Below are 18,137 nucleotides of genomic sequence, written 5' to 3'. Positions count from 1 at the left end.
CAGGTTACATAGCCCGCTATGCGCCCTTCATTCGGGACAAATCTCCCACAAACTGGGACGCACAGCTGCCAGAAAGCAATTTTAAAACACGCTCTAGAGCGTGATGAAACTTTATGCGGTATGTGAGTAACAGGTTCCAGTCATACTGATTTAATAAGGCTGAAAGAAAAATATGATATAGAAAGGATGCCACAAAGCCATTCTTTCAGCCGGTATTATTGTGGCAGTATTGCAGGGTCTGCAATATGCAGTGGTAACGTGAATGAAACTAAAATCAATGAATTTAAAGGACATTAAAATACGTGATGAATTCTGGTCCAGACACGTGGATCTGGTGAGAAAGGTAATTATCCCCTATCAGTGGGAAATCATGAATGACCGGGTGGAGGATGCAGAATCCAGCCATTGCCTGGAGAATTTTAAAATAGCGGCAGGGAGAAGCAAAGGAGATTTCTACGGTGCCGTATTTCAGGATACGGATATTGCAAAATGGCTGGAAGCAGTAGGGTTCTCGCTTGTCTGTAATCCCGATGCCGAACTGGAAGCAACCGCAGACGAAGTAATTGATTTGATAGCGGATGCACAGTGTGACGATGGTTATATCAATACTTACTTTACGATTAAGGAACCGGATAAACGCTGGAGCAACCTCTGTGAAGGGCATGAACTATATACCGCAGGCCATCTCATGGAAGCAGCTGCGGCTTATTACGAAGGTACGGGAAAGAGAAAATTCTTAGACTGTATGTGTAGATTTGCAGATCTGATCTGTGAGACATTTGGAGGGGAAGAAGGTAAAATCCATGGTTATCCGGGACACCAGGAGGTGGAAATCGGTTTAGTCAAATTGTACCGGATTACGAAGGAACGCAGATATCTGGATATGGCAAAATATTTTATTGATATAAGGGGCGTGGGTGAGAATTATTTTCTGAAGGAAATGAAAAAGGATGGACATAAACGTATTTTCCCGGAATTTGCAGATTATGATACAAAGTATTCCCAGTCCCATATTCCGGTGCGGGAACAGAAAACGGCAGAAGGGCATGCCGTACGTGCGGTCTATATGTACTGCGCCATGGCGGATCTGGCTTATGAGTGCCAGGATGTATCTCTGATGGAAGCCTGTGAGACTCTGTGGAATAACATGGTAAGTAAGCGCATGTACATTACGGGCGGGATAGGTTCATCGGGAATCCTGGAACGTTTTACCACAGATTATGACCTGCCCAATGAATACAATTATTCTGAGAGCTGTGCTTCTATCGGACTTGCACTTTTCGGACTGCGTATGAATCAGATTACCAGAGACGGCAGATATATGGAGGAAGTGGAACGCGCCCTTTATAACACTATATTGGCGGGGATTGCCCTGGACGGACGCAGTTTCTTTTACGTAAATCCACTAGAAGTCTCGCCGGATGCCTGTATGCCCAGAACTTCCAAGGAGCATGTAAAACCGGTAAGGCAGAAATGGTTTGGTGTTGCATGCTGTCCGCCGAATATTGCCAGAACTCTGGCATCTCTGGGGCAGTACATTTATAGCACACAGGGAGATTCCGTATGGGTGAACCTGTTTGTTACAAGCGAAGTGCAGCAGGAACTGGATTCAGGCAGGATACTTCTGAAACAGGAGACTAGATTCCCCAATGAAGGAAAAACAGTAATCCAAATTGAAAATCAGGAAAAAATAAAAGTATCTCTGGCAGTACGCGTTCCGGAGTATGCAAAAGATGCCGCATTCTATTGTGACGGCAGGGAAATTACGCCTGATAAAATGGAAAAGGGATATGCTTTTTTCACAGTGGACAAAGAAGAAATGGAGCTTACCATGGAATTTTCCATGCAGCCAAGAATTCTTCATGCAAATCCCCTGGTAAAAGCGGATACCGGAAAAGTTGCAATTATGAAAGGACCCTGTGTATACTGTCTGGAGGAAACAGACAATGGAAATAATCTGCCGGGCCTGTTCCTGGATACCAGTGAACCCCTGAGGGAAGATTTTAAAGCTGATCTCCTGGGGGGTGTAACCGTTATCAGTGGAAAGGGTAAAAGGCTTGTATCGGATGAGTGGAAAGAGGGAGAGCTGTACAAGGAATGTGTGCCAAAGACGGAAGGAGCAGCATTGACTTTTATACCATATGCCTACTGGGGAAACAGGGTTACCGGAGAAATGTTAGTCTGGGTAAGAGAGATTTTGTAATTAGATTAAAGATGGGACAAAACCCCACGCGGGCATACGCCGGGAAAACATGATGTGTTTCCCGGCGTATGCCCGTGTGCTGCACTTTCAGGATATACGTTAAATTACCACTTGCAGGAAGAGCTGTTTCCATGTCTTTCAGCGTCTGCCTTTGTACGATGCACAGTTCCCCATGGATGCTTTGGCGGTGCGTATACGGATGACAGCTTTAAAGGACATCTTTCGGGATTCATGATATTGTGCCAGGTTCCGGCAGGTACAAATACGGCATCACCGGGACACAATTCATATTGGCATTCTGGCTGCCCTTTGCAGCGGCCCATCAAAACAATGGCTTTTCCATGTTCCACTCGGATCATCTGCTCCGTATCAGGATGTAATTCCCAGCCGATATCTTCACAAGGCGGGATACACATGATTGTCATTTGCATATGACATCCTGTCCATACTGCGGTACGGAAGTTTTGATTTTGCGCTGCCATTTCCTCAACTTTTAATACACAGGGACCAGGACCATTATCGGTCTGCCTCATGCAGCAATTATTATTCATAAGAAAATCCTCCATTCAGATTTCTATATTAAAGTATGCTTTTGGACGATATATGTGAGGCTATTTATAAATACCGTTAAAACTGGTCTTAAAAACTGGTTTTTAGGGGAAAAAGAATTGCAATTCATATTAAAATAAAATATAATAGGCGTATATGTTTACAGCGTATTAGATTATTCATTTCTGACAGATGCACACCAGGATCTGCGGATTAGTAAGGAGGGAGCCCCATGAAAAAAACGATTATCATGTTTATTTTTACGCTTTTTTTTCTTGGACTCTTTTTTTATGTGAAAGCGGAAGCCCATCTCGTAACAGGAACAGGGACCAGTGTACTTGCTGACACCAGTGGATCATCTTATACCTATGGCCAGCCCCGCATTTTTGCAAAGCTGACACCGGCAGATACGCCGGCTGGAATCCAGGAAAAGGTGCCGGGACTGGGAATTACGAATTATGTGGAAGAACGGAATAACCAAAGGCCTTTTAACGGAAGCGTACTGGCGATTTTATTGTATATTGCAACAAATGTCTTGTTGGGCAGCGGACGGAGCAGTTTGTTCTGGATACTGTCTATTTGTCTTACATTTTCATGTATTCTGATCAGTCAGGTTCAAATCTTACACCAATCCGATGGAAAAAAACGTACTATTATCTTTTAGCCGTTCATAGGGTGTGTTCATTTTTATAATACGCTCTAAAAGTAAAATTTACGAAAAGAAGATAATCAGGAGGATTGTACATTGAAAAATAAGAAAAATCATATTTGGTTTGCGTTAGCTCTTATCGCAGCCTTTCTTTTGCTTACTATTTTTGGAGCTGGAAAGGAAGTAAAAGGGATTCAGGACATGCGTTTTGGAATTGACATCCGGGGCGGTGTTGAGGCGGTATTTGAACCGGTTGGAGTTACCGGAGTTCCCACAGAAAAGCAGATGGAATCGGCACGTAATGTTATTGAAAGCAGATTGGATGCAGAAAATATCACGGACCGTGAAGTTACGGTGGACAAAAGTGAAGGCCATATTATCGTGCGTTTCCCATGGAAATCCGATGAGAAAGACTTTAATCCCGAATCTGCAATCTCTGAATTGGGCGAAACAGCAAAGCTTACCTTCCGTGATCCAGACGGAAATGTGCTTGTAGAGGGAGAAAATGTTGCCGACAGTTCGGTTACAAGAGATCAGGAAACAGGAGAATATGTAGTAGAATTACAGTTTGATAAGACTGGAGCGGATGCATTTGCCAAGGCAACCCAGGAGCTGGTTGGCAAACAAATGGGCATCTATATGGATGAGCAGATGATTTCAAACCCCACGGTACAGCAGGCAATTACCGGTGGAAAAGCAATCATTAACGGTATGGCAAACAGCGACGAGGCAAAGTCATTATCCGATAAAATTAATTCCGGTGCACTGCCATTTTCCATGAAGACAAGCAATTATAATACGATCAGTCCGTCACTTGGAAGCCAGGCGCTGAAAGCAATGGTAACAGCTTCTATAGTAGCACTTTTATTAGTTATTATATTTATGATTAGTATTTACAGACTGCCTGGTTTTATCAGCTGTCTGACCCTTATATTTCAGATGTGTCTGCAGATACTGGCGCTTTCATTTCCACAGTATACGCTGACCCTGCCTGGTATCGCCGGTCTGATTCTTTCCGTTGGTATGGCGGTGGATGCCAATATTATTATCAGCGAACGAATAGGCGAAGAATTGAGAGCCGGCACAAGTATCCGTGCGGCTGTTAAAAAAGGTTATCAGAATGCATTCTCATCGGTACTGGATGGCAATCTGACCACAGCAGCAGTAGCGCTGATCCTAATGATGTTCGGTTCCGGAACGATGCTTAGCTTTGGATATACATTATTTACCGGGGTTATTATCAATCTGGCAGCCGGTGTCTGGATGTCCAGATTTATGCTGGAATCCGTAATTCGATATGATGTATTTGATAAAGTAAAACTGTTCCGTAAGAAAAAAGACCGTAAAATGATTCGTTTTGCAGCAAAAAGAAAATGGGTATTTGCATTTACAGCTTGTATTTTGATTATCGGTGCAATCATCACCGGTGTAAATGGAGTGAAACTGGATACACAGTTTACCGGAGGCGTTATATTAAAATATACTTATTCCGGTGATACAGATACAGAAAAGATCGGAAATGCGGTAAACACGGTCTTAAACCGTCCGGTAAGCGTACAGACCTCTCAGGATTCTGCTACCGGTGATAAAAAGTTAGTGCTGACCCTTGCGGGAAATGAAGGTATCAGCCCGGATGACCAGAAGAAAGTCACAGAAGAAATTAATAAACTGGGCGATACATCCTATGATTTATCAGAAACCTTTGCGGTAGAGCCTTATATTGGAGCGAAGGCATTAAATAATTCCGTAATTGCAATTGTATTGTCTGCATTGTTTATCATTGCGTACATTTGGGTTCGATTCAAATCCCTGTCTGGATTATCAGCTGGAGTATCTGCGGTAATTGCATTATTACATGATGTTATTCTGGTATTCTTCGTATTTGGTGTATTTAAGATCCCGGTAAATGATGCCTTTGTGGCGGTTACCCTGACCATAATCGGATATTCCATCAACGACACCATCGTACTCTACGACAGAATTCGGGAAAATATCCGAAATAAGGCGGGCAACAAGAAAGAAACCCTGTGTGAATTAGTAGACCGAAGCATCACTGAGACCATCGGGCGTTCTGTAAAGACCGCATGTACGACAGCGATCTGTGTTGCAATCGTACTTATTTTTGCATTGATTTACCATATAGAATCCATCCGCGTATTCTCATTGCCGCTGCTGGTAGGTATCATCAGCGGATGTTATTCTTCCGTATGTATTGCAGGACCTCTTTGGGTAACCTGGAAAGAGTTCCGTGCTAAAAGAAGTGAAAAGATTGAGATGAGTAAGGGAAAGAAGAAATAGGGAATGCAGTAGAATAATTTGGAATGAGATACATTCTGGTGTTTTGAAAAAGATGTGTAGTAGTTGTTGAGAAAACCGCTTGCCGTGAGGTGAGCGGTTTTTTTGTCCAGTCAAATACTTATTAAACGTGTAAAAAATTACATATCCAAAAGTCGAACCCTGCATATACGATTCCAGACAGTTACTATATAATCAGAACTATCAAATACACACAAGAAGGAGGATTTGGTTATGAACAGGAAAAAGATATTAGCGGTGATTATAAGTACGGCGCTTATAGGAAGTACATTTGTGGGATGCGGAACAAGCAGCACAACAAGCGGAGAGCAGGATACATCGGCACAAAGCGGTAACAAGACAGAGCTGGAATTTTTTATTCAGAAAAAAGAGGCGGTAGATACCTTTCAGAAAATTGTAGATGATTTTAATCAGAGTCAGGATAAAATCATGGTGACACAGAATATTGTACCCGATTCAGAAAGTGTACTGATGTCCAGGGCGGCAACAAATGATCTGCCGGATATCATTCAGGTAGGCGGTATGCAGGATGCCAACACCATGCAGTTTCTGAAAGAAGGACAATTTCTGGATCTGGCGGGACTGGACTGTCTGAATAATGTAATGGATAATTATAAAGACAGCATCCAATATAAAGGGAAGAACTATGTAGTTCCCATTTCAGCAAACTTCAGCGGGGTTTATTATAATGAGGAAATGTTTGAGAAAGCGGGCTACCAGGTTCCGAAAACTTACGATGAAATGATCACCCTGGCAAAAGAGATTCAGGCCAAAGGAGAGATCGCATTCCTGTTTCCGGATAAAGACAGTTGGACTTTGATGCAGTGCTGGGAGGATAATATCGACGGAACCATGAGAGGTGACCGCCGGCCTACTTACGATAAAATTGCAAAAGGAGAAACTACTTATCAGGATGACGCAATTTACCAGGACAGCATACAGAAAGTAATAGATATCCGCCAGTACGGGCAGGGGGATTCCCTTGCGCTTGGATATGACCAGGCTATTAGTGACTTTGCTACAGGGAAGGCATATATGTTTATGCAGGGAATCTGGGCATTGCCATCAATTATGAAGGCAAATCCCAATCTGAAAGCAGGTATGTTTTCATTTCCAACCAATGACGGGAACGGAAAAGTCAGCATGGGAATCGATGTGAACATTGCAATCTCGGCATCCACAAAAAATGCAGAAGCTGCAAAGGAATTTGTCAATTTCCTGGCATCTAAAGAAATGGTACAGAAATACGTAGATAATGATTATTCTATTCCTTGCATGAAAGATGTAAATGCCAATATTCCCGCAGCTAAGGAAATTGTAGACAGCGTAAATGCCGGTAACGGAGTACTGCAGACAACAGCACTGCCAAAAGCAGTTTCAGATCAGTATAAAAATACAATCCAGAAGGTTATCGTCCCTGATGGGGGAGAAGATGCAAATACCTTTTTAACAAATCTTACAAAGGTATTTACCGAAAACAAAGATGAGTACTTGGAAATGTATGGAGAATAAAGAACCGAAAGAGGGGAGTTTTCTATGAAAAATGCACGGCATTCCAAAAAAAACCGCGTACTGTTTATCTTTACGCTGCCAATTTTACTGATGTACTGCTTCTTCTTTGTTATTCCAATGCTGATGGGAATGAAAAACAGCTTTACAGACTGGTCAGGAACAAGCCAGACCTATCATTTTATCGGCATTCAAAACTATACAAAGATTTTCCAGGATGAAAGGTTCAGAAATGCACTGTTTTTTAACTTCAAATATACCCTGCTTCTGACCATTGCAACAGTTCTGATATCCGTAGTTGTGGCATTGGTTCTGAACCAGAAGATAAAAGGAAGGACGTTCTTCCGTTTGGTATTTTTTCTGCCTGCTATCTTAAGTCTCGTAACGGTTGGATTGATCTGGAATGAATTATTTTACCGTATGATCCCGTTCATTGGGGAAGCAACCGGCTGGTCTTTGTTTAAGTCCAGCTGGCTGGGCAGCCCAAAGCTTGCCATGTATGCAATTCTTATTGTAAACCTGTGGCAGGGCTGTGCGATTCCAATTGTGCTGTTACTGGCTGGTCTGCAAAGTGTTCCGGCTGATTTATATGAAGCCGCGGCAATTGACGGCGCTAATGCCTTTAAGCGGTTCCGGGCGATTACGGTGCCTTATCTGATTCCGGTTTTAAATATCGTAATAGTTACTTGCGTAAAAGGTGGACTTACAACCTTTGACTACATTAAAGCGATGACGGATGGCGGTCCGATGCAGTCTACTGAATCTGTAGGAATATTGATATACAGCCATGCCATGCAGGAGGGCAGGTTTGGTTATTCCGTGGCAGAGTCCATGATACTCTTTGTAATCATAGCGGTAGTATCACTGCTGACAATGCGCTTAACCAATAATAAGAAAGTGGGTGAATAGTATGACAAAGAAAGGAAATGCTGTGGGGAAGACCTCATCTTATCTGATTGCGGGAATCGGCGCACTATTTGTTTTGCTGCCATTTTATATCACCCTGATCACTGCGTTTAAATCTCCGGAAGAATCAGCACAGAGCTTTTTTGCATTCCCCCAGAGTCTCTATCTGGAAAACTTTAAGTCGGTGTTTGAAAAAGCCCATTACTCCATGTATTTTATGAACTCCGTAACCGTAACGGTGATCTCTTTGATCCTGATTTACGTGTTGGTTACCATGATATCCTATGCGATTGCCAGGAGCATGAAGCGGAGCAGATATTATAAAATCATTTTTGGGTTTATTGTTCTGGGTATGTTTGTACCATTTCAGGTAATTATGGTTCCTCTGGTACAGTTTATGGGCGGACTGGGACTTTCTAATAAAACAGGATTGATTCTGCTCCACGTTACCTATGCATCCATGCAGGCAGTATTCCTCCTGGTTAATTATATTACTTCCGTTCCTGAGGATCTGGAAGAAGCGGCATGCATCGATGGATGTACAACTGTGCAGGCTTATGTAAAAGTAGTGCTTCCCCTGTTAAAGCCCATGACCTCTACCGTATTGGTGTTAAATGCCCTTTGGATATGGAATGACTTCCAGATGCCGCTGATTATCTTAAATAAATTGCCGAATACATGGACCCTGCCGCTGTTTCAGTATAATTTTAAATCACAGTATACGTTTGATTACAATATGGCATTTGCTTCTTATCTCATTGCACTGGTACCGGTATTAGTCGTATACATACTTGCTCAAAAGAATATTGTGGATGGGCTGACGGCAGGGGCAGTAAAATCATAACGGAACGGTTTATCTATTGAACAGCATAGATGATTATAGTATATTAATGGAAGTGGAACACCAAAATCAGTTATTAAGGCGGAATGTAAAATGATACGGTATTTTCGAAGACTTTCATTTGGAAAAAAGATATTGAGTTCCTATATATTATTTATCAGCATATCCTGCCTGCTGGTGTTTATTTACTATATAAAAAGTATGGAAGTCGTAAAACAGGAGAATTATAACAATATGTTCCAGCTGGGGGAGCAGATCAGCCTGAATACGGATATACTGGTATCAAATATGGACCGCATCCGGTTTATACATTTAATAGATGACAAAATAAAGCCTGTCATCCGTTCTGAAAATAAGAATAAGGAAATCGACCAGATTCTGGAAGGGCAGGAATATATAGAACGTGCAATTAAGCATATGGCAAACATGAACCAGTTTATTCTGCGGGTAACCATTGTAAATGAATATGGGGATATCTACAGCAATGTATCTACCGAACAGGAAGAATACTTAAACCGGCTGGCTCCCGTTGTGGAAAGCCAGGATTGGACAGATAAGAATAAAGTGTATTATACAGGGGTCAATACCGAGAAAATCAGCCAGAATCCATATAAAATCGTGACCAGTATCAGCAAAATGTATGATATTGACCGTACATGTATCGGGACAATCTACATAGACCTGAATTATACTCAGATCAGTAATCTGTTTAACCATTTATTTCAACGTAAAGAAATGAAGACGGCCTTTCTGGTGTTGGATGCCCAGGAAGAACTAATGTATGCTTCGCCCAACATCCGGGAGGGTTTTTGGGAACAAATGGATCGGGATGAGAGAGAGACGCTGTACAAAGCTTGCCAGGATGAAGAAGTATTGGGGGGCAAAAAGCACATAACGTTAATTTTGGACGGGGAAAAATGCAGCGTAACGGCTGAGGTAAACAGCATTACCAACTGGAAGGTTGTGGTATTCACACCACTGCATGCTGTTTATGCCGACGGGATCAGGAATATGATTGGCATATTAACCGCCATGGCGGTAGTTCTCTCTCTGGCTATTGCACTTGGTATTATTCTATCCAGGCAGATCAGCCGCCCGGTAACTATTTTAGCAAAGGCGATGGCCGGTGCCGACAAAGGAAATGTGGAGTTAATTCAGGAGGAGCCATATTTCTGGCAGGATGAAATGGGGCAATTGATGCACAGCTACAATGAGATGGGACAGAGAATCAACGAGAGCATCGAGAAGATTTACGTCTATCAGTTAAATCAGAAGCAGACGGAATTAAAAATGCTGCAATTCCAGATTAATCCTCATTTTTTATACAATACGCTGAATACGATCAGTTCCATTGCAGCCCTTGAGGATATTGAAGAGATTGTACAGATATCGGACAGTTTATCCAGTATGTTTCAGTACAATATTAAGGGCAGTGATATTGTGCCCGTGTCACACGAAATCCAGCACGTAAAAAATTACTTAAACATCCACACAATCCGTTTTCCTGAGAAATATCAGTTTCATTATGAAATCCAGCCCGAGGCCATGCAGTGCTATATGTTAAAGTTCCTGATTCAGCCCCTGGTAGAAAATTCTTTACAGCATGCTTTTACAAAGTTAAAAGATAAAAATCAGATCAGTCTGCATATTTTTCTTTCCGGGGAATCCGATATCTATATTGAAATATGGGATAATGGTGTTGGGATAAGGGAAGAGGATGTGGAAATATTAAACAGCGAACTGTCCGGTATGGATACCAGGACGCTTGTTTCTAACGTAGACCGAGGAATTGGACTGCGCAATGTCAATGCCAGGATCAGAAACTTTTATGGGAAAGCATATGGGCTTCAGATTGAAAGTATAGAAGGAAAATATACGGCAATACGCCTAAAGATCAGCAGGATGGATACGCCGGGATGAAAATGTGTCTGACAATCATTGATTGTGAACCACGGGTGTCTCCATCCTGCGCTACAGTACCGCAGACCCGTCAGCGGTATGCAGGGGGAATAAGTTTGGAACAAAAGCGTTCCATACTTTCTATTGAAGCAGTACCGCAGACCCGTCTGCGGTATGCAGGGGGATAAGTATGAAAATGATAGTAGCGGATGACGAATACTATGCCAGGAAGGCATTGATAAAGAAGATCAGCAGTATCAACCCGGAGATTGAAATAACAGGAGATTTTGAAAATGGAAAGCAGGTATTAGCTTATCTCAGGGAACACCCACAGGGGGCGGATGTTTTAATAACAGATGTCCGTATGCCGGAAATGGATGGGCTGGAATTAACCGAAACACTTTCCAAAACGGATCTGAAACTGGATATTATCATTGTATCCGGGTATACAGAGTTTGAATATGCGAAAAAAGCAATTGCATTTGGAGTAAGGGACTATCTGATTAAACCGGTAAATAAAGAAGAACTGCAGGCTGCACTGGAGAAGATAGAAATCAGGCACCGGAAATACGAAGAAGAGCTAAATCGTGTGGTGCAGCATCAGATGATACGGCGGACGGTTCAGTACCTGAGTATCGAGGAAATCCTGCGGAATGGGGAATGGACAGAAGAATTTCTGAATCCTGTTTTTAAAAAATATCAGGGACGGGAATACAGGATGACAATTATACAGGCAGACCGCCAGATCATCCCCACAGAGCAGGATAAATTAGAAAGGGATTTAACTGAGTTTGCACAGGAACACTGTGGAAGCTGGTTTTATTTTAACAGGTACCAGGAATATGTGCTGATTTTGTTTTCCGGTCAGGGAGAAAGCAGCAGCTTCATGGAGAATCTGAACACCTTTCTGCTGAAAAAGAATGCCGGCTGGAATCTGAAATTATCTGCGGGAACCAGCGGATCGTACAGCCAGGTTCCACAGCTGAAAAAAGCATACCAGGAAGCAGTATATGCTATCAACCAAAGACTGATAGACGGCTGGGTAAACGTGTATGAGTTTGCAGGAGAGTTCAAACCACAGAATCTTTTGTCAAAGGAAAAAGAAGTAATTTTAAGAGAAGCCATAGAAAATCAAAAAGCCGCAGATGCAAATGCTCTGATTTTGGGGCTGATAAAACAGTGCAGGGATTCTTATACGCTGTATATTACCATTATCGGAATCTTTAATTTATTATACCGGATCTACTGCAAAAGTGACTCAATAGAAGAAACTGAAAACGAACATGGCTATCTGCTGTTCTCCTTTCGGTCAGATCTGTATAATTTTAAATATCTGAAAGAAGTGAACCAGTATGTAGAAAATATTGTAAATCTAATGTGCATGGAACAGGGGGAAAAGAAATACCACTATATCATAAAAGAAATCCTGGATTATATTGAGAAGAATTATCAATTCAATATATCACTGGGTGAGCTTGCAGAGCACAAGTATTTTATGAACAGCAGCTATCTGAGCCGGTTGTTTAAAAATGAAGTTGGGCAGACTTTTTCAAAATATCTGATGCAGTTCCGTATAAAAAAGGCTGTAAGTCTGCTGGAAAGTAATATCTTGAAGATCAATGATATTGCGGCGCTTGCCGGATACAATGATGTGTCCCATTTCATTCAGTACTTCAAAAAAATGTATGGTTGTACACCGGAGGAGTATCGTGCACTTCAGACAAATGCAAATTAAATATTACTAAAGGTTACGAAACAGAAAATGAGAAAATTCAAGAATTTAATTGACATTAATTCTAATAATCGATATAATAAAACCAAATAAACTGAATTTGATAATGGGTTGTTACTGTTAAGCAGGCAAAACCAATTTTAAGAAGGAAAAGATATTTTCTTCTTAAAATTGGTTTTTTTGTGTTTTTAGATTATGGTGTATGTTCTTATGCAGGCGGGGACTCAGAAATATATGCTGGAAAGGGGGCGGAGGTATTGACAGGCGGGTATCTGGGTTAATGACAGTATTGGCGAAATGCAGGAGCATAATTTAAATATAAAGAAGATACAAGGGGAATCAGGCTGAAAGAAAATTAAGAAGAGGAAAGGAGCCACAATGTAAATCTTTTAGCTTAGAGCGTGGCGGTATTGCAGGCAAGCATGCAATATGCAAAAGGTATGAAGATGGGGAAAGAGCAAAAACTATGGAAAAGACTTTTGTCAATCGTCTTAGCGGTTACGCTAAGCCTTAGCAGTTTTACCATTCCGGTAAGTGCCAAAGGAACATCTAATGGCACAAGAGCGAAAGACACAACCAATGAAGCAAGCGTGGAAGGTACAACCAATATAGCAAGCGCAGAAGTCATTGCAGGTGAAGCGAGGGAAGAAGGCATTACAGGTGAACCAAGCGAAAACAATCCGAATGCCAGAGAGCAATCGTACATCGTAGAGGCAGAAAATGCGCAATTAAAGGAACCAGGTGATTTTTCGGATGATAACGATACTGCATCTCACGGAGGGAAGCATATCAGGACGCAGAAAATAGGTGCTTCTGTGACACTTACCTTTACCGGGACAGGAATCCGCTTTTATACTAAAAAGGGAAGCGGTGCAGGTGTTCTGCAGGTTGAAATAGACGGTGGGCTTCATGGGAAAGCGGATGAGTATGTCAACGGGAGTCCGCAGTTCCAGTCAAAGACCTACGAGGCATTGAACTTAAGTGAAGATAATGCAGAGCATAAAATTGTGCTGACGACTACAAGCGAGAATCCAAATGACATAAACGGCAGTCCGTGGTTTAACTTCGATTATTTTGAAGTAATACAAAGTGAGGGAGGAGGAGCAGGGGACATCATGCAATCCCCGGGAGATACCAATTACTATTTGGATTCCCAGGCTTCGCAAAACGGAGACGGGTCACAGGAATCACCATTTAATACCCTTGATGAGATTAACCGAAGAGAATTTGCCCCGGGAGATCATATTTTTATCAGACGCGGTTCCGTATTCAGCGGGCTGCTGTATCCAAAGGGTTCCGGTTCGGAAGAAAAACCGATTCTTCTGGAAGCGTATGGAGAAGGAGAAAAGCCCCTGATTGATGGGGGCGGACGCTACGCCAGACAACAGGAGTATGGTGCAGAAGGGCCTTTTGGGGAGGCTGCGGCTGCAGTTTACCTCTACAACAGCCAGTATTGGGAAATCTCTGATTTGAGAGTTACAAACTGGGATGAAGATGCAGCCAACCGTGAAAGAAGTGGTATCCGCGTGGAAGCCGGTGGCGGCGGCGTGTTCCGGCATATTTATATTAAGAATTGTGAGATATTTGATGTTAGGGGATACCGGGGACAGGACAGCATCTGGGATGTAGATCCGGTGGGAGGCGGAACGACCTTTTTTGGTTCCAGGACGACTCACCGTACAGGCGGCATTAACTTTTGCAGTTATACAAGCAGAGAGAATAATGCTTCTGATAAAACAAATCCGGGAACAGTAACAGATAATGAGCCGACTATTTTTGAAGATATTCTGATAAAGGGAAATAACATTGAGAATTGTGATGCCAATGGGATTACCACCACTAATGTGAAGGGAGAAATGGACAATCGGGATTACCGTCATAAAAACGTTGTCATTCGCAGTAACAGCATTAAAAATGTACAGCGGGCAGGCATTGTGCCCCTCTATACAGATGGGGCTTTGGTGGAACATAACAAAGTGGATACGTTCCAGCAGACCACGGAAGGCTATGGATGCGGAATCTGGTGCGACCGCGCCAATGATATGATATTCCAGTACAACGAGGTCTGCAATGGACAGAACACCATGGATGGAATGGCGTTTAATCTGGATGATATGACGGAAAATGGTGTAATCCAGTATAACTATACCCACAATAATGTGGGCGGAGGCACGATGCTCCATGTGAGGACCAACTCTTATAACCGCAATAATACCATCCGCTACAACCTAAGCGTAAACGACACCCATCATTACGCACCCCATCAGGCGATTATAGTTTGTGTGGGGGAGGATGCTAATACAAAAATTGAAGCCGCCAAGGTATACAATAATACATTTTTCAACACCAGGACAGTGCGGCCGGTTTACAAAGGAGATGAGATCGCGTTTCAGAATAATATCTTCTACATGGTAAATAAGGGGATGAAAAATAAGACGGATGCTTATGATGTAGGGTCTAACACCACGTTTAATAAGAATCTGTTTGCAGGCGTGCATCCAAAGGATGAGCCGGCGGGAAATGGTAATCTTACCGCTGCAATGCCTGGATTGTCAGGAGTCCTTGTGAATAAGGATGGTGATCAATATCTTTCAAAGGAAATGGAAGAGGCGATAGCTGCAACCAGGCTTGCTCACAATTCTGAGGCATTAAATGCCGGTGTTGCAATAGAAGACGGTGCAGCAGTGGACCTGTATGGAAATCCGGTAATAGCAGGGGAAGCCCCTAATATCGGCGCATACAATGGAGAGTCTGTGGAAAAAACAGAATATGAAGATTTTACCGACATCACAGAGGCTCCGGGCGAACCATCGGATATAGAGAATTACACAATAGAATTTGTGGAGGGTGAAGATGAACGCGTCAGCAAAAGCGCAGCGTTTAAAACCAATCCAAGTGGCGCCCATGGTGGTTTTCATATCAGTTCAGATGAGGATGGAGCGGCAGCAGAATATACCTTTACGGGAAAAGCAATTTCTGTGTATACCAAGAGCGGAGCGGCAGCGGGAGTTGCAAATATTTATCTGGATGGACATAGGGTGGCCACGGATGACCAGTATGAAGGAACGGAGACATTTGGGAGAATGGCATTTACACGGACGTTTACCGAAAGCGGAACGCATACCATTAAAATAGAAAGATCCGGGTTAAAAAATCCTAGTTCAGGCGGCACAAATGTAAACCTGGATTATTTTAAAGTATTTAAGGAGAGCCAGTCTGTAGTTCCGGACAGGAGTTTTCACGTGCCTCCTACATGGAATCAGAAGGATTCACACATTACGCTGCCTGAAGTGGCGGAAGGCTGGAAGATCGAACTCTTTGGATCTGACCGCAAGGAGGTGATCGGTCTGGACAAATCCGTAACCAGACCGCTGGAGGATGTTACAGTGAATCTTCTCTACAAGCTGACCAACCAGGCAACCGGAGAGGTGCTGGAGACAAATGTAAATGCCCAGATCACGATTACGGCTGCACCCATGGAAGATTTTGCTTCCGGCAGCAATGGGAAGCCCGATGTGATTCCAGCTTTACGGGAATGGAAGGGCGCAAGCGGGCAGATTACGCTGTCCAATGGGTCCAGAATCATTGTAGATGCAGAGAATTACAGAGAAAATGATGCAGTCCACGTAAAAGCAAACCTGAGTAAGACAGATAATTTCTATAACCAGGTAAATATGTTTAAGGCAGACCTGAAGGCACAGACAGGTCTTGACCTTCCCATTGTAACAGACCAGGAAGCAGGCATCGTAACGGGGCAGGAACCGGTTGGGGAAGATATTTATTTTACCGCCCAGAGCGCTCCGGAATCTCTTGGAGCGGAAGGATATGTGATTGAATTTGGCGGGCAAAATGGAGATGGAAATTGTGTAATCGTAAGGGCACCTCATAAAACAGGCATTCTGTATGGCGGAATTACGATTCTTCAGATCTTAAAGCAAAATGCAGCACTGACCCTTCCAAAGGGAATGATCAGGGATTATCCTGCATATGAGAAGCGCGGATATATGCTGGATGCGGCGCGTATCTACCTGCCCCTTGAATACCTTGAGGATACCTTAAAACAGATGGCGTGGTATAAGATGAACACCTTCTCGGTGCATCTCAATGACTGTGAAAACTGGGGTAATCTGGCGCTGGGTCAGGAACGCTATTCTGCATTCCGACTGGAAAGCAATGTGCCTGGTCTGACAGCAGAAGACGGGTTTTACACCAAAGATGAGTTCCGGGAGTTCCAGTATGATGCCGTTGATTTGGGTATAAACGTCATTCCGGAATTTGATACGCCGGGACATTCTCTGGCATTTACCAGAGTCTGGCCGGAATTGGCGCGTGAAGACAATGCCAAGTATCTGGATGTGACAAAGCCGCAGGCATTGGAGAAAGTCAAAGCATTATTCGATGAATATATTCTGCCTCAGGGCGGAGAGGAAGAAGTTTTCATTGGTCCTGAGGTAAATGTGGGAACGGATGAATATAAAACAAACGGACTTCCGGCAGCAGACAGAACCAGATATAAAGAAGCATTCCGCGGATATATCGACCAGATTCTGAAGCATGTGAAGAACCGGGGCAAAGAACCTGCATTCTGGGGATGCCTAAGGGAAAATGCCGGGACGACTCCGGTAACTACGGATGCTCTGATGTATGCCTGGTATTGGGATTATTCAGAGGCACTGAAAGCACTGGATGCAGGATACCGGGTGCTGACCATGGATGAAATGGAAACCTATATTGTTCCCGGAGGGGGCTGGTATGTGAACCAATATGGACGAGGGGAACATTTATATAACACATGGCTGCCGAATGATAACCGTGCATGGGATGTGAGCTTTGCCGGAGACAGGGCGCCTGCGCCAAAAGGACATCCAAGAGTTGTGGGCGGACAGTTCGCAGTATGGAACGACTGGATTGGAAATGGGATTTCCAGCGGAGATATCAGCTTCCGTATCCAGTATAATATACCTGCCATAGCCCAGAAATCCTGGTCGGTAGATGAAAGCAATGGATCTATGAGTTATGCCGAGTTTAAACAGCTTGGAGAAATCATTGGGGATGCGCCGGGAAGTGACTTTTTATATCGAAACAACAAATTTACGGAGGATAAAATCCTGGATCTGGGAGAGACAGGTGATATCGTCCACCAGGCTAATATGGAATTGCAGCCGGTAAACATAGACAGCAGTGCTCAGGGTAAGGATGGAAGCGGAATCCGTTTTAACGGCAAAGACAGCTATATGGAGTCTAATGTGGCATCAACAGGTTTTGACTGGACGGCAGGAATGTGGATCAACCCGGATGAAGGGAACGCCGCAGATACAGTTTTAATGGAAGGAAAGACGGGAACCCTTAAGCTGAAGCAAGGCATGACCGGGAAAATAGGTTATACAGTAGGAAAATATAACCATTATTTTAACTATCGGTTACCGGAGGGCAGATGGACCCATATTGCCCTCACAGGCGACGCTTATGGCGTGAAATTATATGTAAACGGAATTTTTATAGATGAATTAAAGGATAAGCCGTGGCCAAACTT

At 43.1% G+C, this 18,137-nt stretch carries 12 protein-coding genes; 10 read left to right on the top strand and 2 right to left on the bottom strand.

Annotated features, from left to right (window positions below; all coding sequences use genetic code 11):
* The coding region (locus ACH2DQ_RS20840; protein WP_395028166.1) for a DUF6783 domain-containing protein at positions 1 to 80 on the bottom strand (80 nt) is incomplete at its 3' end.
* Between the two features lie 182 nt (positions 81 to 262).
* On the opposite strand from ACH2DQ_RS20840, the gene ACH2DQ_RS20835 reads away from it, so the two are divergent.
* A complete protein-coding gene (locus tag ACH2DQ_RS20835; protein ID WP_394910863.1) occupies positions 263 to 2,203 on the top strand; it encodes a glycoside hydrolase family 127 protein in 1,941 nt (646 codons plus the stop codon).
* Between the two features lie 104 nt (positions 2,204 to 2,307).
* Here the strand turns inward: ACH2DQ_RS20835 and ACH2DQ_RS20830 are convergent, their stop codons facing one another.
* Positions 2,308 to 2,754: a cupin domain-containing protein gene (locus tag ACH2DQ_RS20830; RefSeq protein WP_394910864.1), complete on the bottom strand. Its 447-nt coding sequence runs from the start codon at positions 2,752 to 2,754 to the stop codon at positions 2,308 to 2,310.
* 230 nt (positions 2,755 to 2,984) lie between these two features.
* Here ACH2DQ_RS20830 and ACH2DQ_RS20825 point away from each other — a divergent pair, with 230 nt between their 5' ends.
* The 9 genes from ACH2DQ_RS20825 to ACH2DQ_RS20785 form a co-directional block, all read left to right on the top strand.
* A complete protein-coding gene (locus ACH2DQ_RS20825; protein WP_394910865.1) occupies positions 2,985 to 3,416 on the top strand; it encodes a hypothetical protein in 432 nt (143 codons plus the stop codon).
* Positions 3,417 to 3,497: 81 nt separating this feature from the next.
* A complete protein-coding gene (secD, locus tag ACH2DQ_RS20820) occupies positions 3,498 to 5,699 on the top strand; it encodes a protein translocase subunit SecD (RefSeq protein ID WP_394910866.1) in 2,202 nt (733 codons plus the stop codon).
* A gap of 231 nt (positions 5,700 to 5,930) precedes the next feature.
* The gene (locus tag ACH2DQ_RS20815) at positions 5,931 to 7,229 is read left to right on the top strand and encodes an ABC transporter substrate-binding protein (protein WP_394910867.1); all 1,299 of its coding nucleotides are present in this window, start codon (positions 5,931 to 5,933) and stop codon (positions 7,227 to 7,229) included.
* Between the two features lie 24 nt (positions 7,230 to 7,253).
* Positions 7,254 to 8,135: a carbohydrate ABC transporter permease gene (locus tag ACH2DQ_RS20810; RefSeq protein ID WP_395028160.1), complete on the top strand. Its 882-nt coding sequence runs from the start codon at positions 7,254 to 7,256 to the stop codon at positions 8,133 to 8,135.
* Position 8,136: 1 nt separating this feature from the next.
* A complete protein-coding gene (locus tag ACH2DQ_RS20805; protein WP_394910869.1) occupies positions 8,137 to 8,976 on the top strand; it encodes a carbohydrate ABC transporter permease in 840 nt (279 codons plus the stop codon).
* Between the two features lie 90 nt (positions 8,977 to 9,066).
* Positions 9,067 to 10,893: a sensor histidine kinase gene (locus tag ACH2DQ_RS20800; RefSeq protein ID WP_394910870.1), complete on the top strand. Its 1,827-nt coding sequence runs from the start codon at positions 9,067 to 9,069 to the stop codon at positions 10,891 to 10,893.
* The gene (locus ACH2DQ_RS20795) at positions 10,890 to 11,060 is read left to right on the top strand and encodes a hypothetical protein (RefSeq protein ID WP_394910871.1); all 171 of its coding nucleotides are present in this window, start codon (positions 10,890 to 10,892) and stop codon (positions 11,058 to 11,060) included. The genes ACH2DQ_RS20800 and ACH2DQ_RS20795 overlap by 4 nt, the downstream gene beginning before the upstream one ends.
* 2 nt (positions 11,061 to 11,062) lie before the next feature.
* On the top strand, positions 11,063 to 12,607 hold the full coding sequence (locus ACH2DQ_RS20790; protein WP_395028154.1) for a response regulator: 1,545 nt from the start codon (positions 11,063 to 11,065) through the stop codon (positions 12,605 to 12,607).
* Between the two features lie 419 nt (positions 12,608 to 13,026).
* Positions 13,027 to 18,137: family 20 glycosylhydrolase (locus ACH2DQ_RS20785; protein WP_395028152.1), on the top strand; the 5,111-nt coding region annotated here is incomplete at its 3' end.

It is taken from the genome of Robinsoniella sp. (genome assembly GCF_034124845.1).
Note: the sequence above shows the minus strand (reverse complement) of the source record. Positions and strands in the feature narration are given on the sequence as shown.